Consider the following 22,314-nt stretch of genomic DNA (forward strand, 5'->3'; position numbering starts at 1 on the left):
ACGCCGGCCCGTACCCGTTCGGGCGGCCGGACGCGTACGGGCCGGTGACGCGGACGCCCTGGTCGCCGAGTGGTGCTCGGATTCGTCGGCGAGGGCGGCCACTCGTCGGTGACAGCGCCGCGCGCGGTGGTTTTGCACCCGCCTTTCGAGCAAGTGCCGCCGAAACTTTCAAGTCGGGGTGACGTGGGCGCGCCACGGTCCGCGTCACCCTTTGTTCTCACCTGATAGCGGTAGTGCCGATCGGTAATCGGCTCTGAACAGGGAGAAACTCGTTCTTTGGCGCGCGGCGACGTGAGGGCGACAAGAAACGGCGCGGTGGTGGCTGTGCTGTGTGCCGGGGGAGTTCATTGACTCGACACCTGTTGTGCACTTATCGTTCCGGCCGGGTTCCCGAAAGTTTATATGAAATCTTGAAAGTTTCGGCGACCGCCCTGCGGATCCTGCGAAGAAGCGGGCGGTGCTCGGCCAACCCCGGCACCGGTTCAGGAGGAACGAACGTGAGGTCACAGCTCATCCTGTTCGCGATCGACATCTGCACGGTGATGTTGCTCGTCTTCGGGCTCTACTTCCCGCGACATCGCCGCCGCGATCTGGTCGTCGCCTACCTGGGGGTCAACGTCGGCGTCCTCGCGGTGGCGAGCGCGCTGAGCGCCAGCGACGCCGGTGCCGGGCTCGGGCTGGGGATGGCGTTGTTCGGCGTGCTGTCCATCATTCGCCTGCGCTCGACGGAACTCGACCAGCACGAGGTCGCGTACTACTTCTCCGCCCTCGCCATGGGCATCCTCGGCGCGCTGAGCACCACCTCGATATGGCTCAGCGGCGGCCTGATGGTGCTCATCCTCGTGGTGATGTACCTCGGCGACCACAGGCGGCTGTTCCGGAACTACCGGCATCAGATCCTGGTGCTCGACTCGGCCATCACCGACCACGTCGTGCTCGTCGCGCACCTGGAACAACTGCTCGCCGCCCGGGTGCACGCCGTCACCGTCCAGCGGCTCGACATGGTCAACGAGACCACCGTGGTCGACGTCCGGTACGCGCTGACCGGACGCGGCCTGACCGCCGAATCCGTCGCCCCCGCGCATTCCGGAGCGTACCGATGACCACGGCACCCCTCCTGCCGGCCCTGGCGGGGCTGGCCCCCGTCGGGCTCGCCGAACTGATCGACCGCGCCGCGCTGCAGACCAGGGTGGACCGCAAGTATCTCGTCCCGGCGGAGACGCTGCCCGGCCTGCTGGGGCGGCTCACGCCGTACGCGCGGGCACTGGACATCGCCGGCGAGCGTACGTTCCGCTACAGGTCGGTGTACTTCGACACCCCGCGGCTGGCCAGCTACCACTGCGCGGCGTACCGCAGGCGCCGGCGTTTCAAGGTGCGCACCCGCACCTACCTCGACTCCGACCAGTGCTGGCTGGAGGTCAAGATCAGCGGAGCGCGGGGGAGCGTCACCAAACACCGGCTGCCGTACCACCCGCAGGACTGCGGCACCGTGCACCTGGGGCGCGACTTCGTCGACGAGGCGCTCGCCCGCGAGCTGATCGTTCCCGCCGCCGGGAGCCCCCTCGACCCGATCCTGGTCACCGAGTACCACCGCGCCACCCTGCTGCTGCCGGACACCGCGAGCCGGGTCACCATCGACACCGGGCTCGTCTGGCGGGACGCCGGCTCCACGCTGAGGCTGTCCGGCCTCGCCGTGGTCGAGACCAAGTCCACGCTGGCCGCCACGCCGGTCGACCGCATGCTGTGGCAGGCGGGGATGAGGCCCGCCCGCATCTCCAAGTACGCCACCGGTCTGGCCGCTCTCCGCCTGGACCTGCCCGACGTGCCGTGGCGGCGGACGCTGCGCCGCCACTTCCGGGGCACCGCGCCGTCGGTGGACCCGGTGCCGGCCATCTTCCACCTGCCCGCCGCCCCCCGATCCGAACAGGAGACATCGTGCGTCTGACCCTCCGCGGCACCCGCGCCGCGGCCACCGCGGTGCTCCTCGCCGGACTGCTCGTCCCGTACCCGCCGTCGGCCACCGCCGAATCGGGTTCCGGCACCCGGCCGGGCGGTCACATCGCGAGCACCGCGGCCACCGACACCGTGGCCGCCAAGGCCAACGCCGGTGCCGCGGCGGCCGACCTGGTCGGCGACATCGCCTTCTCCGTGCCGAGCGGCACTTTCCAGGGACAGGTGACGGTGTCGCTGAGCACCGCGATCAGCGGAGCCCAGATCCGCTACACCACCGACGGGCGGCTGCCCACCGCGCAGTCGGCGCTCTACCAGGGCTCACCCCTGCGGTTCACCCGCACCACCCAGCTGCGGGCCCAGGCCTTCGTCGGCCAGGCGGCGTCCGGGGCGCCGGGAACGGCGATGTACGCCGCCCGCGACACCGCCACGGCGCACGACCTGCCGGTGATCATGATCGACTCCTACGGTGCGGGCAAGCCCGCCCGGGAGTACTTCGACGCCACCACCATGATCTTCCAGCCGGGCGGCGGCGGGACGACGTCGCTGGCCGCGGCTCCGGCGGTCGCCACCCGCGCCGGATTCCGGCTGCGGGGGCAGTCGTCGGCCACGTTCGAGAAGACGCCCTACCGCGTCGAGTTCTGGGACAACGACAACGACGACGCCGACCACCCGGTGCTCGGCATGCCCGCCGACTCCGACTGGGTGCTGCGCGGGCCGTTCACCGACAAGTCGCTGATCCGGGAGGCCTTCGTCTACGACCTCGGCAGGGAGATGGGCCTGCGGGCCCCGCGGTACGCGTTCGCGGAGCTCTACCTCAACACCGACGCCGGTCCGGTGGGCGCCGGCGACTACATGGGCGTCTACATGATCGTCGAGACGATCAAGAACTCCAAGGACCGTCTCGACCTCAAGCAGCTGGACGAGGACGACACGACCCTGCCGAAGATCACAGGCGGATACATCTGGAAGTTCGAGTGGATGGCCGCCGAGGAGCCGACGTTGCCGTGCAGCGGGCCGGCGGCCACCTGCTGGAACTACCTCGAAGTGGCCGACCCGTCCCCGTTGCAGCCCCAGCAGCGGGACTGGCTGCGCGACCACGTCCAGGAATTCCACAACGTGCTGCGGGCACCGAACTTCGCCGACCCGGCCACCGGCTACCGGGCGTACATCGACGTCGACTCCTTCATCGACCACCTGATCGTCAACGAGTTGAGCCGGAGCATGGACGCGTACGTCCGCAGTTCCCACTTCTACAAGGACCGGGACACCAAGATCTTCGCCGGTCCGTTGTGGGACTTCGACCTCACGTTCGGTGTGGGCGGATTCTTCCAGAACGACCAGATCGCGGGCTGGCAGTACCAGCAGACCCGGCAGCCACTGGCCAACGACTGGTTCACCCAGCTCCTGCGGGATCCGGCCTTCGTCGACCAGGTCAGGTCGCGCTGGCAGACGCTACGCCGCGGCCCGCTCTCCGACACCGCCCTGCAGAGCAGGATCGACGCTCTCGCCAGGCCGCTGCCCAACGCCGCGCAGCGCAACTTCCAACGCTGGCCGAACCTCTCGACGCCGGTCATCGGCTTCTTCAACACCCCGACCGCGCCCACGTGGCAGGGCCAGGTGCAGTACATGCGGGACTGGATGCTGCGCCGTACGGCCTGGCTGGACTCGACGGCGGGGTGGGGCGGTACGACCACCACCCCGACCCCCACTCCCACCCCCACTCCGACCCCCACGCCGACCCCGACTCCCACGCCGGGCGGCGCCTGCTCGGCGACGTTCCGGGTGGTCACCTCCTGGTCCGGTGGTTTCCAGGGTGAGGTCACGGTGCGCGCGGGCAACGCGCCGATCAGCGGCTGGACCGTGAACTGGGCCTGGCCCGGTTCGCAGACCGTCACCCAGCTGTGGGGAGGTGTGCGCTCGGGCTCCGGTTCGAACGTGACGGTGCGCAACGAGTCGTGGAACGGCTCGATCGCGGCCGGCGCGAGCACGACCTTCGGCTTCACCGCCGGAGGGTCCTCCGCCACCCCGGTGGCGACCTGCGCCGGCCCGTGACCGCAGCGGTCACGACCGGCTGAACGCCGAGGACCCGCAGGGACGAAGAGTCCGAGAAACCTCGAGGCCCAGGTCGGGGATCGTTTCCCGGCCTGGACCCCGGCGTTGGAGCGGGTGGAGGGAATCGAACATTCCGGCCGACGCCGCTCCCACCCGGCCCGGGTGAGCCCGTACTCGACCTCGCCGTGCTCGGAGCTCGATCATCTCCGGCCGTTCCCCGAGACGCCTTCGACCACGCCCGGGAATCAGCCGGGATCAGGGTTGTTGTGCCACTTCTCGAAGGGGGGAACGGGCGAACGGGTGAGTTCCAGGAACTGCTGCGCCCTGTCCAGGCAGCCGGGGCAGAGGGGTTCCTCGACCGATCTGGCCGTCGCCTCCGGTGTCGGTTCGCGGAGGGTGCCCAACACCGTCATACCGGGAGGAAGACCGCTCTCAGGGTCGATCGTGACGGTCGTCACGCTCGCGGGGACGAAACCGAAGGTGCGCTTGCATACGTAGCATCTGCCGATTGTCGTGATCTGCTCATCTGCCATATGGCGTCATCCTCCTTCATCGCACCGTACATCCCGGCCGGTTCCCTCTGGCGGGGCGCTGGTCCTCTCACGCTTGTAAGCGGTCGATGGAGATCGCGGCGCCGGCCTGACGGCACGCGACCACGCCGTCAGGCCGGGTGTCAGCGCTGAGCGGCGGCGAGCTTGGCGCGGAGCGCCGCGGCCTCGACGGGTACTCCCGGCGACTCCCAGAAGTTCTCGATCTCCCCTGCGTAGATGGAGCCGTACGCGGGGGTTCCCGGCTGGAAACGCCACCCGTCCGCGAGTGCTCCCGCGTCGACGGTGTCATAGCCGATCCGGTCGAGGAACGCGGTCGCCTCTCCCCTCGCGCCGGCGTCGTCGCCCGCGATCGCCAGGGCGCTGCGGTCCGCCGCGCCGGAGGGCCGGGCCAGCGCCCGCAGGTGCCGGAAGTAGATGTTGTTGAAGACCTTGACGACTTTGGACATCGTCAGGTGCCGCTGCAGCAGTTCGCTGGACGTGACGGATCCGGCGTCGAGCTCCGGGAAGGCCCCGTCCCGCTCGGAGTAGTAGTTGTTGGTGTCGAGGACGGTCTTGCCGGCGAGCGGCTCCACCGGAACGTCGAGGTAGGCCCGCAGCGGGACGCTGACGACCACCAGGTCGCCGGCCGCGGCGGCCTCGGCGGAGGTCGCGGCGGCGGCCCTCGGCCCGAGCTCGTCGACCAGTTCCTTCAGCGTCCGGGGGCCGCGTGAGTTGCTCAGCACCACGTCGTAGCCCGCCGCGACGGCGAGCCGGGCGACCGTGCCACCGATGTTCCCGCTGCCGATGAATCCAACAGTTGTCATGGCGACCCCCAACTGCCGCGCCGCACCCGGCATTCCCCGCCGCTTCCCCACGGACCGCGGACGACGGGCGGCGGTCCCGGCCGTGCCGGAGCCCGTGGGTGTGGTGCCGCTGCCGCGAGCGGAAGGGCTTGCATGGACTCGTGGTCATGGGCGCCGGGCAGGCGCGTGAGGAGCTTCACCACCCGGTGGGGCGGCTCGATCGGCCGGTGTGACCGCCACGCTCGCGGACACCGGCCCGGTGATCGCCGTCGTCGATCGAGATGGCCGGTCGGGGGCCGCCGTCGCTACCCGTGCGGCGCCAGCCCGTACATCGCCGTGGAGAGCAGGCGTTCGACCAGGTCGGACGATCCGCCGGGTTGTTGCGCCGCCCAGGCCAGGCCGATGGCGAGCGAGATCACCTCGTGGACCGTGACGTCGGCGCGTACCTGCCCGGCCTCCTGCGCGCGTTCCAGCAGCCGCGCGCCGGAGGACTGCATGGCGGCGCAGGACAGGTGCATTTCGGAGCTCTCGTCGGCCAGCGCCGCCATGATCGATTGGGGTAGCCCCTGGTAGGTGCGCGTGCCGGCGGCCAGCTCGTTCAGCCATGTCAGCAGCGCGTCGTGCGGCGCGTGCGCGGGCGAGTCGAGCAGCTGCTCGGCGCGCTCGCGCAGCGTGTCGAAGTTGCTGTCGAGGATGGCCTCGAGGAGGGCCTCGCGAGTGGGGAAGTGCCGGTAGAGCGTGCCGATCCCGACCTCCGCCCGTCGGGCGACGTCGCGCAGGGAGGCGTCGGTCCCATCGGCGGCGAACGCGTCGCGGGCCGCGGCCAGCAGACGTTCGCGGTTACGCCCTACCTCTGCCCGGGATGTGCCGGCCACGTGTGTCTCCTCGGTTTGACCTGCGGAGCAGTGCTCCGTATTGTGCGGCGGGCAGTTGCGGAGCGGTGCTCCGCCCTGCTGATCAGCGTACCCATGGAGCACACATGACCACGACAGATCGGACGATCCTCGTCACGGGAGCGACCGGGCAGCAGGGCGGCGCCACCACCCGGCACCTGCTCGCCGACGGCTGGCACGTACGGGCACTGGTCCGGGACCCGCGCGGCGCGGCGGCGACACGGCTCGCCCGCGCCGGCGTCGAGCTGGTCACCGGGGACATGGACGACCGGGACAGCGTCGACGCCGCCGTCCGCGGCGCGCACGGCGTGTTCAGCGTCCAGCCCGCCTTCATCGCGCCCGGCTACGCCGAGAACGAGCTGCGGCGCGGCCTGAACGTCGTCGACGCCGCGATCGCCGCAGGCGTCCGGCACCTCGCCGGCACGGTGCCCCTGGACAAGGCCGGGTACGCGTACCACGCCTTCCGCGACGGCGCACACCGCGGCCGATGGGTGCTCACGAGCTGACACGGCCGCCTGGCCCGTCAGGCGGCCCGTCACCATCCCGTTGGCCTCGGCGTCGAGCACGTAGTGGTTTCCCGTGACGAGCACGCCTGCCTCCATGCCGAGCGGGAACACCCACGGCAACAGCGCCGACCGCGGCTTCTCCCCGGTCCTGGCATGGTGGACGGATGACGATCCGCGGGGTGCTGTTCGACGTCGACGACACGCTTTTCGACTACTCGACCTCGGAAGAAGTCGGCGTGCTCAAGCACCTGGCGGCCGAGGGGCTGCTGGAGTTCTTCCCGTCGCCGGCCGACGCGGTGGCGATCTGGCGGAAGATCATGGAAGAGGAGTACGCGCGATTCCTCGCCGGTGAGCTGACATTCACCGGGCAGCGACTCTCACGGACCCGGCGGTTCCTGGCACATGTCGGGGGCCTTCCCGCAGGCGGCATCTCTGACCACGAGGCGGGCGTCTGGTTCGCGAGATACGGGGAGTTCCAGAACGCCGCGTGGGCCGCTTTCCCTGACGCCGACCCTGTGCTCAGAAAACTCGCGCCGCGATTCCGGCTCGGTGTCGTCTCCAACTCGTCGCTGGCGTACCAGCAGCGCAAACTACGCGTGATCGGCCTGCTCGACCACTTCGGTGACGCGATCGTCTGCTCCGACGAGCACGGCGCGCCCAAGCCGAACGCCGGCATCTTCCTGGCAGGATGCGCGGTCCTTGGAATGCCGGCGCACCAGGTCGCGTACGTCGGCGACAAATACGAGATCGACGCTCTCGGCGCTCGTGATGCGGGCCTTCGCTCGTACTGGCTCGACAGGGCGGCCACCGGAGCCACGCCCCTGGACGGGATCACAGTGATCCGGTCCCTGGACGAACTGGCGATCGCACTGATGGGACAGGACCTGCCGCCGCCGGCCGGTGCGGGAGCGTGACGATCGACGTACAGGTCCCCGTTCGTGGCCGGGGCCGGCGCGCATCCGGCACGCGCGCCATGGTGTGCCGTCCTCGGCAGGAGGCGAAGATGACGCCGTCCAGCGGGAAAAGCCGTGGAGACCGCCGCGCCAGGCTGTTACGAAGGGCGGAGGACAGGAGTACGGGCGAAAGGCGGCGGGCACCGTGGACGCGATCGGGAAACTCGCGATCGGCGATGTGTCGATCGTGGCGAAAGACCATGGCGGGCACGGTATGGACGTACTTCTCCTGCATGGTGGCGGGCGGACGGCCTCATGGCTCAGCTGGCCGGGTTCGAGCCGGAGACCAGGCACGCGGACCGGACCGGAGCCGAGTTCACCGCCGAGTCCCTTTCCCACGTGTCCGTCTACCGCATCCCGGCGGACCGTTAGCGTCGTCGGAGGCTCGGGCACCACGTCGTCTCGGGGTGCCGGTGACGGTCGGGTGATCGGCGGCCAAGGGCACGTGGCGGGCATGCGGGGATGCCGGGGAGGGTGTTCATGCTGATCAGGGCGGCGCGGGCGGACGAGGGCGCGGCGCTGGCCGCGCTGGTGTTGCGGTCCAAGGCGCACTGGGGGTACGACGAGGTGTTCATGGCGGCGTGCCGGGAGGAGCTGACGGTCGCGGCGGCGCGGATGGAGGCGCGGCGCACGGTGGTGGCCGAGCGGGACGGCCGGATACTGGGGATGGCCACGCTGGAGGGCGAGCCGCCGACGGGTGAGCTGGGCATGTTGTTCGTCGAGCCGGAGGCGATCGGCCAGGGGGTCGGACGGCGGTTGTTCGCACACGTGACGGAGGCCGCGGCCCGGGCGGGGTTCGCGCGGCTGGGCATCGATTCCGACCCGCACGCCGAGCCGTTCTATCTGGCGATGGGGGCAGTACGGGTCGGCGAGGTGCCTTCGGGGTCGGTGGCGGGCCGGCTGCTTCCCCGGCTGATCGTGGACGTCGCCCGGGGCGCGAGGAGCCGGTGACGGAGCGGTTGTCGTCACGGGGGCCGTCATGAGGGCCGTCACGGGGGCCGTCACGGGGGCCGGATCGGTTCGCTTGAGAGGTCAGCGCGCGGGGGCGTGGAGAGGTGTTGAGATCGACTGCTACGCGCATCCTCGTGGCGAGCTTTCGAGAACAGCCGGTTACGGTGATCGCCCACGAGCCCCCGCGCGATCCCTGGATCTTCGTGCGTACCGCGCATCTACCCGTACACGAAAAACGGACGTGACCGGACCGTCGCGGACAGCGCGAGCAAGATCGCGAAAGAGGCCATGCGGAAGGTGGTGGGGGGACGGGGTACGCAATGGGCACAGAAGATCGGCAAGGCCCTGGAAACAATCAAGACCCAAATCTGGAAATCCGCCTCGATGCGGTGACGCAGATCGCTCCGGACGATTTCTACGTCACTGCTGCCATCCTGGCCGAGACAGCGCGGCCGGTTACGGGAAAGGCAACAGAATGATCACTTTCGACGGGACCTTCTACTGCATCACGAATCCCGAGTTCGAAATGACCATTCCAGCATGGGAAGGATACGAGCCGGACACCGCCGACCAGGCAGATGCGACGATCACCTTCCGCGATGGCTCCCGCCGGTATGCGACCTTCATGACCCTGGATGTAGTCCAGCAGATCATGGACAAGAACGCGCGCACCGGTGAGCGCCTCGGCGGCCGGTACTTCTGGTGCTCAGATTTGATCGTCATCAGGGACGTCGGGTTCGAAGGTATGGCGGCTGCGATCCATGACCTGATCTCCTCAGGAGACATCGAAGGAGCCTGCGGTCTGCTCGACCCTCTTGACGAGGATGGAGAGAGCTCAACGCCTCCGGAGAGCTCGGAGTGAGAGCGGAGCGGGTGCGGGAATCGAACCCGCGCTGTCAGCCTGGGAATCGTCCACTGACCCTGCTGCCCTGGGCCGGGAAAACGGGAGGGCAGGCGGGGGCAGGTCGAGTCTCCGTGATTCCTCGTGAGTGACCGTGGTCCCTCGCCTGTTCCGGCACGCGATCAAGGTCGGGGCCTCTTTCTTGTCCGACCACCCCGGCCACGGTCAAGGGCTCACGGCCTGCCCCCGAACGGTGCTGGATAGGTGTGATCGTGAGCCGTTGTGAGGGAATGGTGCAGTACTCGCTGCGGTACCGCACCATTCCCTGGTTCTCCCGTCCTCCTCGAAGACAGGTTGTCGATGCGTCTACATCCAGGTGAGACCGAGGCCGTTGGCTGGCGGGTGGTGACCGTGCTCGACGCCGTCCGGCAGCTGTGCGACGCGTCACCCGACGTCACCGGACGTCCGCGGGTGATCGCGATTGACGGCCGGGGCGGCGCCGGCAAGACGACCCTGGCCGAGCGGCTGCGCAAGGCGGTGCCCACCTCCGCCACCGTGCACACCGACGACATCGCCTGGAACCACGCCTACTTCGACTGGGGCGACGTGCTCGTCGAGAACATCCTGAAGCCCCTGCACCGGGGTGAGGCGGTGGACTTCCGCCCTGGTGCCTGGATCACCCACGACCGGCCCGGATCGATCACCGTCCCCGCCGGTGCCGACGTCATCTGGGTCGAGGGCACCGGCGTCATCCGCGAAGAGCTCGCCCCGTGGTTGGACGCCTCGGTGTGGATGCAGGGTGACCTCGATGAGCAGGAGTGCTTGCTGGTCGTCCGCGACGGTGACTCCCCCGGGCAACTGGAGCACGTGGCGAACTGGCTGCTGGAAGAACTGCCGTTCATGGTGCGAGAACGGCCGTGGGCCCGAGCCACCATGATCGTCGCCGGCCCTCCGCGGATCGACCACGACCCGGACACCGAGTTGGTCGTCGCCCCGCCGACCGACCCTTAGGTCGGCCGACCCACCCGCGGAACGCGGATGAGCGGTTCGAGATCAAGAACGCCGGGATGGAACGTTCTGGGGAACGCCCCGTGTTGACCATCTCGGATTGTCACTCCGGCCAATGGCTCGGCGATCAGCTCGACTCAGGCCGCACCGGCCGAGCGTACAGGGTTGAAGCAGCCCGCGATGGCGCGGTTCGAGGCAGGTGGGACGATGCCGACGATTCCGATGCAGGAGAGGCTTGCGGAGGCATTGGAGATGCGGCTCAGTGTCCAGTTCCAGCCGTTGCGTGAAGCTAGTCGATCTGTCGAAGAGGTAATGAAGCCATCCGTCTCATCGGCACGTAACGGACACGGCGTTGGATCTCCGTATGGGATGCTGCCGGCATGCGGAACCGCCCACCTAGGCAGGCCATGCGATCGCGAACCGTATGGACTGTGGCCGCTCGGCTCGGCCAGATGCACTGGTTCTTTGGCAACGTCTATGAAGCGATGGTGGACATGCCTCAACTACTGGCGGATGCTCGATCGCATCGAGTGCCGAAGCTTCTGGGAGCCGGAAGTCCGCTGCGCTATTACCTTCCGGTGGCACCGCTGACCTTGGCAGGCACTGCGGCCAGTCTGATCGACAGTTGGCGGTCCGGTGGTGACAGACGTGTCATCATCGCGGCTGCGGTGAGCATGGCATCAGCGACGGCGCTGACGGCCTATCTGGTGCGGACCGTCAACCTTCGACTCCTGCGAAGCAGTGAGCCGCTGAGCGTGACGGAAGTTCGCGGTCTGGTTCAGATCTGGCACCGTGGCAACCTGGCGCGTTTGCTGGCGCTCATCGTCGCGATGTGGGCACTGCGTCAGGCTTCCTGCGTAGCAGATTCTGCAGCGAACGCCTGAAGGTGGCGGTGGAAGCATGTAGTCAACCGAAGCGACTCCACGAAAGCCGGAGTACATCAGAACCCGCGCCGTCAGCTTGGGAATTGCATGGACCATGCCTTGTGGGGGCGCTCATCTGGTTGTCGGGCCGGGCGTGAGTGACCGTGGTCGATCCCTCGTCACCGGGGCCGACGGCACGACGATCATTGTCCGGCCAGGGGCATCGGTCAGGCTCCTGCTCCTGAGGGTCGTACTGCGCGGGTCAGGAGAAGTGGACTTCAGGCGCCGGCCAGGTCCCGTCTTCGGTGAACCGCGATCCCCAGTAGAACGGGTTCACGTCGCGAAGGGTGCGAGCGCTCCATCCCACCGCGCTGGAGTCGTCGGGCACACCGACCTGGACATCAGGCCCCCACAAGGCCAGACGTTCGAGGAATCCTGACATGTCAAGACATGGCAGAACCCCTGCTGGTCGCCTGGATAGAGCGTCCAATCACGTACTGCGATCAACCGCATGCGCCGATGAGGGGGAGGAGGATCATCCCGACCCTTGACCACTTCTGGCTGTCCTGCTGCCACATCGACCGCGGGGCGGGGCAGTGGCTCGAGAAACTCGAACAGCTCTGAGAATGGCTGAAGCCCGGGTCGGGAATCCATGCCCGACCCGGGCCTTGAAGCATGGAGCAGGTGACGAGAATCGAACCCGCGCTGTCAGCTTGGGAAGCGGCCACTGATCTTCGTGCGCTGACCTGCGGAATCATAGGTCCTACTAGGGGCAGTGTGACTCCCCGCTGTTCCCCGTGATTCACCATGATCGCCCGCTGCATCTGACACGACGATCATGAGGTCAACCAGTACGGATGCACCTGAGATTCGGCCTCTCGGTCTCGTGCCCAGTGGCCCTCGGCACCCTCGGCCTGTGCACCATCCGCGCCCTCCGAGACGGCGGGCCGGGCTGACGAAGGAAGCCCGGACCTTCGATCGCCGTCAACCGGCTCGGTGATCAGCCACAGCGCGATCACGACCCGTATGGGTGTGGTGGCTGACCCATGGCTAGGGCCAGATCAGGCCCTGGTCGGTCCAGATGACGCCCTTGTTGCGACACAGGCAGAAGGGGTGGCCGATCGGGTCGGTGTAGACCCGCCAGCCGTAGCCGTCGGGGCCGATGAAGTCCTGCTGCAGCGTCGCGCCGAGGTCGAGGACGCGGCGCTGCTCGGACTCGATCTCGTCCACTTCGAAGTCGAGGTGGAACTGCTTGGGGTGCTCGCTGTCGGGCCATTGCGGAGCGCGGTAGTCGTCCACCCGGATGAAGGCCAGCTCGACCTCGCCGAACTTGATGCCAGCCCAGTTCTCGTGGCTGCCTTCCTTGACAGGGCGGCCCGTCACCTCGGAGTAGAAGGCCGCCAGCTTCATCGTGTCCGGGCAGTCGATGATGAAATCGGTGAATCGCAGCATTCCGCGATCTTTTCACAAGATCTTTGATACAGGCCTTAGCCACGATGGCGGGTACCGGGCGGCTACAGGAGCCTTGCCCGAGCTGTCCTCTGTGTGGACGCAGTGGCGGGGCCGGCGACGGCGCGTCCTTGGTCGGTGGGTGAGGCTTGGTGCGGCGGGCGCTGCGTGCGGCGGGCGGCCCGCGTTCCCGCCGTCGGCCGGGACCGGCGCCCACGCCGCACGCCCGGCCGGGCGGAGCGGGCGGCGGCGCGGAGCGCCGTCGCCTTGACCCGGCCACCGGGGAACTGCTGCCCACCTGGGACGAGGCGCTCGACCAGCTCGGCGCCGACGAGGCGGCCGAACCGCTGCACGTGGTCCGCTTCGGTACTCAAGTCGATGTTCAGGGCGTGCTCGCCGGATCACCCGACGCTGACCAGTGCATCGGCTACCTGTCGAAGTACCTGACCAAGAGCCTCGGCGACCCCCTCGACCCTGAGGACCCGGACAACCACGCCCGCCGTGACCACGCGACCCGCATGGTCGAGGCGCTGCGCTACGAACCGTGTTCGCCGACGTGCCCGAACTGGCTGAGGTATGGCGTGCAGCCCAAGGGTGCCAAGGCGGGCATGCTGCCGGGCCGGTGCAAGGGCAAGGCGCACAAGGCCGAACACCTCGGCTACGCGGGCCGTCGCGTCCTGGTCTCGCGTAAGTGGTCGAACAAGACTCTGCGGGAGCACAAGCAAGATCGGCGGGCCTGGGTGCTCGACATGCTCGGCCTGCCCGACGACACCGTGACCGACCCGCACCGCTACATCTGGCGGCCGGTCTCCTCCAAGGATCCCAACCGCACCCCGCCGGCCAAACGGCTGCTGCGCGAGGTCGCCAACCGCCGGCGCACCCGCGCACGCCTGATCGAACTCCAGGCCAGAGCGGACGGCCTCCCTGTTCCAGATCTTTCGGCAACTCCGGCCCTGGGGGTGGCGGCATGACCAGGAAGACCAGGCAAGAGCCCACCTCGCCTCTCCCGGAACTCGCACAAGGCCGGTTGCTCACCGTCGAAGAGGCGGCCGAACGGCTGAACACCTCGGTCCGTTTCCCCCGTCGCCTGATCGAGGAACGGCGGATCGCCTTCATCCACGTCGGACGCAACGTCCGCATCTGCCCTTTCCCTCGCGTGGAGACCGAACCGGGAGAGGTTTGGTGGCAGCAGTCACAGACGGCCTTGATCCGGAGGAGTCGAGATGTTGGGCTTGCCTGGGACGCGGCAGAGGGAAAGAGTCGGCTTCCACCCCAACCATCTACAGCCTTCGTGGTGCAACTTAGATCATCCAGGAGCCGAGTACCCCCGCCGGAGGCATCTTCTGACTGGACAGGCGAGATCGGAAGGGTGTCGTGCTAGCGTCGCGGCTCGTGCTGGAGAACGTATATGTGGGTAGCGCGGACGTGGATGCGGCCTGTGACCGTGGTTGGCTGCTCGGGCACTTCAAGCCGGCTGATGATGTCCGGCACAGTGACGGCGTTGAGATCAAGTGGGGCGTGCATCCGCGTGGCGATGAGCGTGCGCGATGGGTCACCGGTGAGAAGCGCACGGCGCTGCTCATGTTGATCAGCGGCCGTTTTCGGGTGGAGCTGCCGGGACGTAGCGTGCTGTTGTCCAGACAAGGTGACTACGTCGTGTGGGGTCACGGCGTCGATCATTCCTGGTATGCCGAGGAGGAATCGGTGGTGCTCACGGTCCGCTGGCCGTCGGTCCCGGGTTATGCGGTTCCTGACCAGGGACTCGAAGACCCGTCAGGCGGCAGCGGAGGGGCCGGCGCTCATATGAAGTACCCGAAGGCGCCGCGAAGCGGTGAGAGCCGGTAGTCGGAGCCCGCCGAGTAGGCGGCGGTGCGGCCCCACTGCGGCGGACGATGGTCGAGTGCGGCGCGCGGGCCGATTCCCGCCGCCGTTCGGGACCGGCGTCCACGCCGCACGCCCAGACAGCGGACGGCAGAAGGCCGAGTACGGCGACGCGGCGCGCTGCCGCTTGACCACGTGGGCCGCGCTGATCTATCTGCACACCGAGAACGGGCGGGATCAGATGATCGCCGACGGCACGGGAAAGCTTGCCGAAGCCGTTCTCAAGAAAGAAGATCCACCGGCATCGGGCACGCATCTGGCACGGGAAGCTCGCTCGTTGTCTATCGCTTGACGGCAGCCTGGTTGTGCTGCCGCTGATAGGCGATCTTGTCGGTGGCGAAGTCTACGCTTCCCGCCCATGACCAGAGATGAGACTCCTGTCGTGCAGATCAAACAGATGGATGTGGAGGTGGATTACAGCCAGGTCTATCTCGTGGATGAGGGGTGTGACGCGTACGGCCAGTTTGATGGCGTGCCGGGCCACCCTGTGGGGATCATCCAAGTCGAAAAAGGCAGGGCCTCCCTGCTTGTGGGTCCTCAGTGGGGAACGGTGGAGTTCACGGTGACTGTCGCCGATCAGGATCCGGGTGCCGACCTCGATGGCTACGAAGACATCGTCGAGATCAGCTATGAGTCCCCATCAGGCCGTGTTTCTCTGGAGGAGTGGGAAGGGCGGGAACATTCTCTTCCTCCGTTGCCCGCCGGTCCCGGAGCGTATCGTTTGCGCTACCACGTCAGAGGTATGGACGAAGAGGACGCGATCGAAATAGGTGATCACTACTTCCTGCAGATCTGGCCTGAGCCGCCACGTGATCCCACCGTGCTCAAATCCACGAGTTCATCTTTTCAGTACTGGCTGAACTCTGAACGATCCAGGCAAGCTGGCGTGGAATAGAGCGATCTGCATTGTCAGCTTGGGAAGTCTCTGCGCGCCATGGCCGCTGACCAGGCAGAACGCTGACCTGTGGGGGAGTGGGATGAGTGTCCGTGACCCCCTGTGAGTCCTCCTTGATTTCCCTGCTGACGGGCACGCAACGGGCTCGATGTGACGAAGCGACCGCTTCCTTATCAGGACCATCCGCCGCGTGATCAGAAGCTCGCATCCTGCTCTGGGATGGCACCGGGCGGTCGTGATCGTGAGCGGTTGTGTGGGGCTGTTGCGGTAGCCCAGCCGTTTCCTGGTTCTCCCCATCCTCTTCGTAGCTGCCGATCCCCAGGGTGAGGCTGCCGTGTCAAGGGTCAACGAAGTTGATCGCATAGTGACGCCGTAGGCATCCTTGACTCGGGGCCTCAACCGGAATACTCGATCAGCGAGGAGGACGGGTTGCTGGCTTCTGAGTGCGACCGTCACTCAGAGTTCATCGTCTACTACCTCCCGTCAACAGCGTCATCCATGCATATCTCGCATGGTGCCAAGCAAGGGCGCCAGGTGGGCTGCGCCTGAGAATCAGCCCAGGCTCCAAATGGCGGCAACAGGGAACCAGCGTTTAGCGTCGGCCGTTCTCTTGGCATGGGGAAGGTTGAAGATCGCTTAGATGACTTCTTCGATCGGCATGGATGGCTTGCGTTCCTGTTAATTGCCCTGATGTTCAGTGTTGCTCCCCTGATCCTGTTGGGGCAGGTGTTTGATCAACCGTGGCTTTGGTCGCGAGTCATGGTAGGCGGCGCAATCGGTACGAGCGTGGTCGCTGTTCTCGTAGGGTTGACCTTGGTTCGGAAGATACGTCGAATGGCGTTCGGTGGGCTCGCCCTCTTGGTCGCGGTTGCGCTTGGAACTACCGCTGCAATAGGTGGATTCAGTCGGAGGCATGACCCTATTCCTCTGGGAAACGCCGGGCAAGCGGAATTGGCGGGCTTGTTGACTGCGATCGTCGCCTTGGGCGCTGTGGCGGTCCTGGTCATAGGCGCCTATTGTGTGCTTAGACAGAAACGGGGTCGGCGGCACCACGGTCGAGTAGAGGAACTTGCCCCGAATATGTATGCGGCAACGTGCGAGTGCGGCTGGCGGGGAAAGGTCAGACAGGACAGCTCGGCAGCCTTCGTCGACGCGGGCAACCATGCGAACAAGGTAGACCTCTTGATACGGAAACAGGGCCTCTTCCCCTTCAACGGGGCGGCATCTATTCAGCGGCCAGCGGCGGCGCGCCCTGGGGCCTGTACGGACTTCGGATCTTCAGATGGGTTGAAGGCTTCGGACCCACAAGATGGCTCCGCGTAGATGAAGGTCGGCCTCCTCTTCTCCTCAGAAGCCGGGTGGTCAGCCGGCGGCGGTCGGAGTAACCCGCCGGGTGCGCCGGTAGTACGACCAACCGGCGACCGGTAACGCGATCATCCACGCGAGGAAGATGGGCAGGCCGATGAACGCGCCGGTCAGGGTGAACGGATCGTCCGGACTCGCCTCGGCGATGGCACGAGGGATCTGCACGGGCAGGGTGAGCGAGTAGCCCACCAGCAGGACGGAGCCCAGAATGGTCGGGGTGAGTGGAAACCATGGGGGGACCCGGTGTCCGCCCAGCACGGGGATCCACCGGGGATAGACCAGCCCCCAGCCGCTGATCAGACCGAGCGACAGGATTCCACCGAGGACGGCGAGCAGCGCCAGCACCCCGAGGTACATGGCACCCGCAGGGATACCCAGGATTCCGTCCTCTGGGTAGCTTTCCGTGCCGTGACTGCGGCCGTGATACCAGGCGTCGAAGCTCGCTTCATGGGCCAGGAACGGGATTCCGAGTATCCAAGGGATGTGTAACGGCACGAATCCGAAGATGGGAGCCGCCCAACCTACTGTTCCGGCGATACGCGCCCAGCGGGGTGGCGGAGGAACTGCTGTATGTGTCATGGCCGTAGGATCCACGGCGTCGCCTGTGATCAGACTGAGAGATGCTGATGAGTCTCTCAGTCTGATCACAGGCGGCCTGGCCCATCACAACAGGCTGACCGCCCGCGCCGGCCGCCTCGTCCATCACGACGAAGTCCTGTACACCGAGCGCCGCATCAGCCACATCAAGGAGTGGCGGGGCCGGTCTTCAGCTTCGACGACCTCGGACGGCCACCTGGCCGGGCTCAACCTAAATGGCGTCATCGTATAGATGCGAAGCCTGCAGCACGCCTGAAGATCCGAATTTCAAACAGGCCGTAGTGGCCCGGGAAGATCGAACAGCTCTGAAGGCGAGTAAGGTCCGAGTTGGGAATCCATCCCTGACCTGGGCCTTCGCTCTTGGAGCGGGTGACGGGAATCGAACCCGCGCTGTCAGCTTGGGAAGTGTATGGATCACAGCTTGTAGGGGCGCTGAGCTGGGCGTTCGGCCGGTCATGAGTGACCGTGGTTGACCCCCCGTCACCCTGTCTAATGGCACGCTAATGGCACGGGCGGCAGGATGATCCGGTGAAGCTGAACAAGAAGGTCGCGGCGGGGATCGCGGAGGAGTACCTGGACCGATGGCGCCGTGCCGCGCGCTACGACGAGCTTACCGTGATGGAAGAGAACGGTGACAAGGACTGGGAGAACGTCACCGGCGAGGATGGCCAGGAATACAAAGTCCTCGCCTACGTGCTTCCGCACGGCGACGAGACGCTTCGGATGGTGATCTCGGTAAACCACCGCAGGAAAGATCATGCGGCTGCTGACCCGCTGATCCGGGAAGCGGTCATGCGCTCAGACGGCATTGTGACCACACCGGCAGATCTGGTTGAGCTGGAGGACCGTTGGCTTCTGCCCTATCGCGGTATGCAGGTGGTCCAGGTCCAGGTGAGCTATCAGTTGACGTTGCTCCTCGACGGTGACGCCCAGGTGACCATCGAGACCACGGCGACCCTCACCAGCGGCCCACTGAGCGCTCCCGAGGCGGAGCCGGTCCAGCTGGCCCCTGAACGCCAGGAGGTGGCGCCGGCCCTGGCGCTCTTCGGCGCGACACTCGTGTCATCGGTCGCCTTCAAGTCCGGTGCGCTGCGGCTGGTCTTCGACACCGGGACACACCTGAACGTGAAGCCCGATTCCCACTACGAGGCGTGGAGCACCTGCGGCCCTGACGATGTGCGCTTCATCTGCCTGCCGGGCGGCGGGCTTTCGATTTTTCGATGATCGGAAGAGCCGGTTCGGAAGATCTCGGCACGTGACTCTCGAACCTGCTACTTCCTAGGTCAGCGGCGGTCGCGCTGTGTCCGTGAGTCCTCCTTATTTACCCTCCTGACGGGCACGCAACGGGCACGGCATGATGCCAAACCTAAACCGCATTAGCAGCTCGGGAGGCCGTCGTTTAGGACAGTCCCACCTGGACCAACGCCCCTCGGCGGTCCTCCTGAAACGGCCTGGTACGGCAGTGAACTGCAACCCAAACTGCAACCCGACTCGTCGGTGGACCTGTCGACAGTCTCATGGATCGTGTCACCGAATTGCTCCCACATAATCATCAGGACCGGAAGGATACGTTCACTGAGGGTGTGATCATCGATGGCTTCCCGACCCGAACCGCAGCCAGCCGGACAACTTCGGTAGCGTGCTTCTATGGCTGAGGCAGATGAAGCTGCGACGCTCTGCCCTATGTGCGCCCAGAGCGTAACGTTTGGCGGCTTCTATCTGATGCATCGCGAGGATGATGCCAAGCGGACGTGCCGCATTCGATGGAGTTGCCCCGCGAATCATCACTGGTGGGCGTGGGCCGATCGACCTAGCGACCCTCTTGAGACCTTCCCGCTTGAGTATCTCTGATTCTCAGGCCAATGCCATCAGCTTGGGAAGTGCATCGATCACACCTTGTAGGGGCGCTGAGCTGGGTGTTCGGTCGGTCATGAGTGACCGTGGTTGACCCCTCGTCACCCTGGCTAATGGCCCGCTAATGGCCCACCGATCATGCCTAGAGGCAGGCACCCATTCTGTCTGACCTCTGTCCTACGGTGTGTGGTCACAGTGTTCCGGATGATCGGAGTGAGAAGGCGTGGGACTGACGACACCGCCCGCACCAGTGGATGTGGTGGCCCTTTTTCCTGAGTTGGCTGGCCGGAGCAGGACCACGGTCCGGCTGCATCCTCGCCGCGGAGCTCCGGCCGTCATGGACAGTTCCATGGGTGGGCCGCTGCTCTGGCCCGCCGGTGAGCCGTGGCCGTTCTGTGGGTCCTCCGACCATGAGGACCTCTCGGCCTCGCAGTCGATCGCGATGGTGCCGATCCTCCAGATCTACGCCTGGGATGTTCCGGAACTGCCGTTCCCGCCGGATACGGACGTGTGTCAGGTGTTGTGGTGCCCCTTTGTCCATGAGTCCGACTACCGGCCCGTGGTGTGCGTGGTCTGGCGCGATTCGCATCTCCTCACGGATCTCCTCGCCGGGGCCCCGGAGCCCGTAGCCAGTGAGAAGGGCTATCGTCCGCGGCCCTGCGTGCTTTCGCCTGAGCGAGTCGAGGAGTATCCCGCCGTCTGGGAAGTGTCGGAGGAGCTGTACGCAAAGATCAATGTATGGGAATCGTCTCTGGACGGCCCGGAGGAATGGAGCTACCAGTACCATCTGTCGGTCGCGCCGGGAACGAAAGTCGGCGGGTGGGTCGACTGGGTACAGTCCCCGGAGAGCGTCGAGTGCGCTCAAGGCCACGAGATGGAGCACCTGCTGACGACCGCCAGTTGGGAGCATGATCCTGGATCCGCGATCAGATGGGTACCGCTCAAAGAGCGGCATCTTCTCAGCTCGGACTTCGATCCCGAACGTATGGGTCCCGCCGGCATCATGATCGGCGACGCGGGATCGACCTACCTCTTCATCTGCTCGCAGTGCCCTGACCGGCCCGTCAGAGGAGTCAGCCAATGGTCGTGAAGCCGAGCGACGCGGACAGGAACCGAACTGCCGTGCTGTCAGCTTGGGAAGTCTCTAATGCACTTGGCTCCTGAGCTGGCGAAGTGCTGACCTGCGGGGGATAGGGCCGAGTACCCGTGGTTGCCCGTGAGTCCCCCTTGTTCACTCTCCTGACGGGCACGCAACGGGCACGACGTGACCTTCTAATCCTTAGGTCCCCGAACGATGTTCAGGACCATTCAGAGTCGTTCGTCCTGCTGCTCGTCGGGACTCCGGCCGTTCAGGTCCGTCCGGCTTGGTTCGTGATCGTCTGTTCGGGTGGTTCCCAAGGTGGCTCTCCACCTCACCGTTCGCACATGCAGAATCGGTTCCCAATCATCGGCACCCTTCCATTCGTGATCAAGATGCTTCAGGCTGCTGACTTCGTTGGTCCCGGTGGTGAGCGGTTGGGAGTAATGGCGCATGAAGAGGAAGAGCACGGCCTTGTTGCTGATCATGGCATTGGCGGCTGTGCCGACGCTCAGCACCGCCGCCCCGCTGGATTGTCGAGTGCGGCCACTCACAGGTGCCGAGTACCTCGCGCTGGATGAGTCGTTCCTTGAATGGCAAGGGGAAGAGCTGCGAGCAGAGGAAGTCCTCCCGACCAGCTCCCCCTTGCCCTGGATGACGGCCGACGGTTACACACCTGATGTGAAGGGTTACACACCTGATGTGAAGATGGGGAGTGTGGCGCCCTTCGGCGTTGAGATCGCGGAGCCGCCAGGCTGTCCCGAGATCAGCGGTTCACATTGAGTTGGGCAGACTGGTGTTTCTCGCGCACTGCGCGCACCGCGCTCGCCTGATCATCCCGTCTGCCGTCGACCCGCCCGCAGGGGAAGCGGGCCACGAGCCAGGGCGCCAGGTGGAGCGCCCCACCGGACGAACGACCTGGCGCCCTGGCTTGGGGTCTGCTCGGCTTGTCCCGGGTTGATGACAGACGGGATGATCAGGCCCCCTACCCCAGCCACCGACAGGCCGGCGGTAATGGGCGCGCCCTCAATGGTCATCCCGGAGCCGGAGCGCCCCCGCCGGAGGCGTTGTAACGTTGCTGAATGGATCCCTACCTCGCCGATGTTCCTCAAGGGCTCACTCGTAGGGCACGCAGTTTTGTCCAGGTTCATGGCCTGCGGGTGGACTCCCTAAAGGTTGATCAGTACCGGGATGGTTGGCTCTCCTCGGGCCTCCCGAAACGTGAGATCGATCGGGTCGCGGAGTATGCGGCTCGCTGGGGTGGGCTTGTGCTTCCTCCGGCTCCGCATTACGACGGTGGTCCTCGGATCCTGTGCCCGGATACCCCGGAAGGTTCACCGGCTGAGGGTTGGTGGTTCGAGGCCGGTGTGCAGCGGACGGCGGTTCCCTATTCCTTCATGATCGGTCCTGGTGGTGAGTTCGGCGTTCATGGTGACCGTTGGGTGCCGCTGCACGCGACGGTCGAGGGTTGGGTGGAATCGGTGGCCCTGGCCTATCACGCGGGCGTGTGCGCCAAGAAGACCGTGAAGGTTACAGGCGATGAGGTCGAAGCGATCCGACTCGAAGGTCATGAGCCGGTGCAGGAGGTCGCCGGGCTGGCGGATACCTGGTGGAGGGGGCCGGATTCGCTGGTGGTGATCTACAGAGGAGAGGCGGAGTGCATGTCTGCTCCTGTGTGCCGGACCGCGTTCGTCTATATGGGCCTGAACCGCTGGGGCCTGCATGGCTGAGATCTGCCGTGGCAGTGAGCAGACGTGATCCGGCTTAGGAGCTGTTTGGGGTTCGGATCTATGTGAGGCCCGGTAGTGGGCTGGTCGTGGCTGGTAAAACTCGGACGTGGCG

The 22,314-nt window shown here is 66.3% G+C and carries 24 protein-coding genes; 19 read left to right on the forward strand and 5 right to left on the reverse strand.

Annotation, left to right across the window (positions count from 1 at the left end):
- The first annotated feature begins 497 nt into the window (after positions 1-497).
- The 3 genes from ACVCAG_RS34600 to ACVCAG_RS34610 are packed head-to-tail and all read left to right on the forward strand — an operon-like array spanning position 498 to position 4,005.
- Complete coding sequence (locus ACVCAG_RS34600) at positions 498-1,103, forward strand: DUF4956 domain-containing protein (RefSeq protein ID WP_440082680.1); 606 nt, start codon at positions 498-500, stop codon at positions 1,101-1,103.
- On the forward strand, positions 1,100-1,945 hold the full coding sequence (locus ACVCAG_RS34605; RefSeq protein WP_447191114.1) for a polyphosphate polymerase domain-containing protein: 846 nt from the start codon (positions 1,100-1,102) through the stop codon (positions 1,943-1,945). The genes ACVCAG_RS34600 and ACVCAG_RS34605 overlap by 4 nt, the downstream gene beginning before the upstream one ends.
- Positions 1,936-4,005, forward strand: a complete 2,070-nt coding sequence (locus ACVCAG_RS34610) for a CotH kinase family protein (RefSeq protein WP_447191115.1) — start codon at positions 1,936-1,938, stop codon at positions 4,003-4,005. Before ACVCAG_RS34605 ends, ACVCAG_RS34610 begins: the two co-directional genes overlap by 10 nt.
- Before the next feature lie 245 nt (positions 4,006-4,250).
- On the opposite strand, the gene ACVCAG_RS34615 is transcribed toward ACVCAG_RS34610, so the two are convergent.
- The 3 genes from ACVCAG_RS34615 to ACVCAG_RS34625 all read right to left on the reverse strand — a co-directional run bounded on the left by ACVCAG_RS34615 (position 4,251) and on the right by ACVCAG_RS34625 (position 6,213).
- Positions 4,251-4,538 carry a hypothetical protein gene (locus tag ACVCAG_RS34615; protein WP_447191116.1) on the reverse strand — a complete coding sequence of 96 codons (288 nt, stop codon included), beginning with the start codon at positions 4,536-4,538 and terminating at the stop codon, positions 4,251-4,253.
- Between the two features lie 140 nt (positions 4,539-4,678).
- Positions 4,679-5,392 carry an NADPH-dependent F420 reductase gene (locus ACVCAG_RS34620; RefSeq protein ID WP_447191117.1) on the reverse strand — a complete coding sequence of 238 codons (714 nt, stop codon included), beginning with the start codon at positions 5,390-5,392 and terminating at the stop codon, positions 4,679-4,681.
- A 251-nt stretch (positions 5,393-5,643) separates the two neighbouring features.
- Positions 5,644-6,213, reverse strand: coding sequence for an SbtR family transcriptional regulator (locus ACVCAG_RS34625; protein WP_440082685.1), 570 nt, complete (start codon positions 6,211-6,213; stop codon positions 5,644-5,646).
- Positions 6,214-6,317: 104 nt separating this feature from the next.
- On the opposite strand from ACVCAG_RS34625, the gene ACVCAG_RS34630 reads away from it, so the two are divergent.
- The 7 genes from ACVCAG_RS34630 (at position 6,318) to ACVCAG_RS34660 (ending at position 11,374) form a co-directional block, all read left to right on the forward strand.
- Positions 6,318-6,737 carry an NmrA family NAD(P)-binding protein gene (locus tag ACVCAG_RS34630; RefSeq protein WP_440082686.1) on the forward strand — a complete coding sequence of 140 codons (420 nt, stop codon included), beginning with the start codon at positions 6,318-6,320 and terminating at the stop codon, positions 6,735-6,737.
- 164 nt (positions 6,738-6,901) lie between these two features.
- The gene (locus ACVCAG_RS34635) at positions 6,902-7,651 is read left to right on the forward strand and encodes an HAD-IA family hydrolase (RefSeq protein ID WP_440082687.1); all 750 of its coding nucleotides are present in this window, start codon (positions 6,902-6,904) and stop codon (positions 7,649-7,651) included.
- A gap of 519 nt (positions 7,652-8,170) precedes the next feature.
- The gene (locus tag ACVCAG_RS34640; protein WP_440082688.1) at positions 8,171-8,641 is read left to right on the forward strand and encodes a GNAT family N-acetyltransferase; all 471 of its coding nucleotides are present in this window, start codon (positions 8,171-8,173) and stop codon (positions 8,639-8,641) included.
- A 320-nt stretch (positions 8,642-8,961) separates the two neighbouring features.
- Entirely contained in the window at positions 8,962-9,120 is a 159-nt protein-coding gene (locus ACVCAG_RS34645; protein WP_440082689.1) for a hypothetical protein, read from the forward strand.
- Positions 9,117-9,503, forward strand: coding sequence for a hypothetical protein (locus tag ACVCAG_RS34650; RefSeq protein ID WP_440082690.1), 387 nt, complete (start codon positions 9,117-9,119; stop codon positions 9,501-9,503). Before ACVCAG_RS34645 ends, ACVCAG_RS34650 begins: the two co-directional genes overlap by 4 nt.
- A gap of 339 nt (positions 9,504-9,842) precedes the next feature.
- Complete coding sequence (locus ACVCAG_RS34655) at positions 9,843-10,493, forward strand: uridine kinase family protein (RefSeq protein WP_440082691.1); 651 nt, start codon at positions 9,843-9,845, stop codon at positions 10,491-10,493.
- A gap of 428 nt (positions 10,494-10,921) precedes the next feature.
- Positions 10,922-11,374, forward strand: coding sequence for a hypothetical protein (locus ACVCAG_RS34660; protein WP_447191118.1), 453 nt, complete (start codon positions 10,922-10,924; stop codon positions 11,372-11,374).
- A 1,029-nt stretch (positions 11,375-12,403) separates the two neighbouring features.
- Here ACVCAG_RS34660 and ACVCAG_RS34665 read toward each other — a convergent pair.
- Positions 12,404-12,805: a VOC family protein gene (locus ACVCAG_RS34665; protein ID WP_440082693.1), complete on the reverse strand. Its 402-nt coding sequence runs from the start codon at positions 12,803-12,805 to the stop codon at positions 12,404-12,406.
- Positions 12,806-12,954: 149 nt separating this feature from the next.
- Between ACVCAG_RS34665 and ACVCAG_RS34670 the strand changes: the two genes are divergently transcribed.
- The 5 genes from ACVCAG_RS34670 (at position 12,955) to ACVCAG_RS34690 (ending at position 15,578) form a co-directional block, all read left to right on the forward strand.
- The gene (locus ACVCAG_RS34670; RefSeq protein WP_447191119.1) at positions 12,955-13,773 is read left to right on the forward strand and encodes a replication initiator; all 819 of its coding nucleotides are present in this window, start codon (positions 12,955-12,957) and stop codon (positions 13,771-13,773) included.
- Positions 13,770-14,183: an excisionase family DNA-binding protein gene (locus ACVCAG_RS34675; protein ID WP_440082695.1), complete on the forward strand. Its 414-nt coding sequence runs from the start codon at positions 13,770-13,772 to the stop codon at positions 14,181-14,183. Before ACVCAG_RS34670 ends, ACVCAG_RS34675 begins: the two co-directional genes overlap by 4 nt.
- A gap of 11 nt (positions 14,184-14,194) precedes the next feature.
- Entirely contained in the window at positions 14,195-14,647 is a 453-nt protein-coding gene (locus ACVCAG_RS34680; protein WP_440082696.1) for a signal peptidase I, read from the forward strand.
- A 55-nt stretch (positions 14,648-14,702) separates the two neighbouring features.
- The gene (locus ACVCAG_RS34685) at positions 14,703-14,975 is read left to right on the forward strand and encodes a hypothetical protein (RefSeq protein WP_440082697.1); all 273 of its coding nucleotides are present in this window, start codon (positions 14,703-14,705) and stop codon (positions 14,973-14,975) included.
- Between the two features lie 66 nt (positions 14,976-15,041).
- Complete coding sequence (locus ACVCAG_RS34690; RefSeq protein WP_440082698.1) at positions 15,042-15,578, forward strand: hypothetical protein; 537 nt, start codon at positions 15,042-15,044, stop codon at positions 15,576-15,578.
- A 1,362-nt stretch (positions 15,579-16,940) separates the two neighbouring features.
- On the opposite strand, the gene ACVCAG_RS34695 is transcribed toward ACVCAG_RS34690, so the two are convergent.
- Positions 16,941-17,300, reverse strand: a complete 360-nt coding sequence (locus tag ACVCAG_RS34695; RefSeq protein ID WP_440082699.1) for a hypothetical protein — start codon at positions 17,298-17,300, stop codon at positions 16,941-16,943.
- A 768-nt stretch (positions 17,301-18,068) separates the two neighbouring features.
- Between ACVCAG_RS34695 and ACVCAG_RS34700 the strand changes: the two genes are divergently transcribed.
- The 4 genes from ACVCAG_RS34700 to ACVCAG_RS34715 all read left to right on the forward strand — a co-directional run bounded on the left by ACVCAG_RS34700 (position 18,069) and on the right by ACVCAG_RS34715 (position 22,202).
- The gene (locus tag ACVCAG_RS34700; RefSeq protein WP_447191120.1) at positions 18,069-18,764 is read left to right on the forward strand and encodes a DUF6188 family protein; all 696 of its coding nucleotides are present in this window, start codon (positions 18,069-18,071) and stop codon (positions 18,762-18,764) included.
- A 967-nt stretch (positions 18,765-19,731) separates the two neighbouring features.
- On the forward strand, positions 19,732-20,484 hold the full coding sequence (locus tag ACVCAG_RS34705; RefSeq protein WP_447191121.1) for a hypothetical protein: 753 nt from the start codon (positions 19,732-19,734) through the stop codon (positions 20,482-20,484).
- A 441-nt stretch (positions 20,485-20,925) separates the two neighbouring features.
- Positions 20,926-21,255 carry a hypothetical protein gene (locus ACVCAG_RS34710; RefSeq protein WP_447191122.1) on the forward strand — a complete coding sequence of 110 codons (330 nt, stop codon included), beginning with the start codon at positions 20,926-20,928 and terminating at the stop codon, positions 21,253-21,255.
- Positions 21,256-21,554: 299 nt separating this feature from the next.
- A complete protein-coding gene (locus tag ACVCAG_RS34715; protein ID WP_447191123.1) occupies positions 21,555-22,202 on the forward strand; it encodes a hypothetical protein in 648 nt (215 codons plus the stop codon).
- Positions 22,203-22,314: the final 112 nt, after the last annotated feature.

This window comes from Streptosporangium sp. G12 (genome assembly GCF_052983175.1).

Coding starts and splice junctions, on each gene's coding strand:
- ACVCAG_RS34710 (WP_447191122.1), top strand. CDS start 20,926: ATGAAGAGGAAGAGCACGGCCTTGTTGCTGATCATGGCATTGGCGGCT.
- ACVCAG_RS34705 (WP_447191121.1), top strand. CDS start 19,732: ATGGACAGTTCCATGGGTGGGCCGCTGCTCTGGCCCGCCGGTGAGCCG.
- ACVCAG_RS34690 (WP_440082698.1), top strand. CDS start 15,042: ATGACCAGAGATGAGACTCCTGTCGTGCAGATCAAACAGATGGATGTG.
- ACVCAG_RS34715 (WP_447191123.1), top strand. CDS start 21,555: ATGGATCCCTACCTCGCCGATGTTCCTCAAGGGCTCACTCGTAGGGCA.
- ACVCAG_RS34640 (WP_440082688.1), top strand. CDS start 8,171: ATGCTGATCAGGGCGGCGCGGGCGGACGAGGGCGCGGCGCTGGCCGCG.
- ACVCAG_RS34630 (WP_440082686.1), top strand. CDS start 6,318: ATGACCACGACAGATCGGACGATCCTCGTCACGGGAGCGACCGGGCAG.
- ACVCAG_RS34695 (WP_440082699.1), bottom strand. CDS start 17,300: ATGTACCTCGGGGTGCTGGCGCTGCTCGCCGTCCTCGGTGGAATCCTG.
- ACVCAG_RS34645 (WP_440082689.1), top strand. CDS start 8,962: ATGGGCACAGAAGATCGGCAAGGCCCTGGAAACAATCAAGACCCAAAT.
- ACVCAG_RS34650 (WP_440082690.1), top strand. CDS start 9,117: ATGATCACTTTCGACGGGACCTTCTACTGCATCACGAATCCCGAGTTC.
- ACVCAG_RS34620 (WP_447191117.1), bottom strand. CDS start 5,392: ATGCCGGGTGCGGCGCGGCAGTTGGGGGTCGCCATGACAACTGTTGGA.
- ACVCAG_RS34605 (WP_447191114.1), top strand. CDS start 1,100: ATGACCACGGCACCCCTCCTGCCGGCCCTGGCGGGGCTGGCCCCCGTC.
- ACVCAG_RS34665 (WP_440082693.1), bottom strand. CDS start 12,805: ATGCTGCGATTCACCGATTTCATCATCGACTGCCCGGACACGATGAAG.
- ACVCAG_RS34615 (WP_447191116.1), bottom strand. CDS start 4,538: ATGGCAGATGAGCAGATCACGACAATCGGCAGATGCTACGTATGCAAG.
- ACVCAG_RS34655 (WP_440082691.1), top strand. CDS start 9,843: ATGCGTCTACATCCAGGTGAGACCGAGGCCGTTGGCTGGCGGGTGGTG.
- ACVCAG_RS34635 (WP_440082687.1), top strand. CDS start 6,902: ATGACGATCCGCGGGGTGCTGTTCGACGTCGACGACACGCTTTTCGAC.
- ACVCAG_RS34675 (WP_440082695.1), top strand. CDS start 13,770: ATGACCAGGAAGACCAGGCAAGAGCCCACCTCGCCTCTCCCGGAACTC.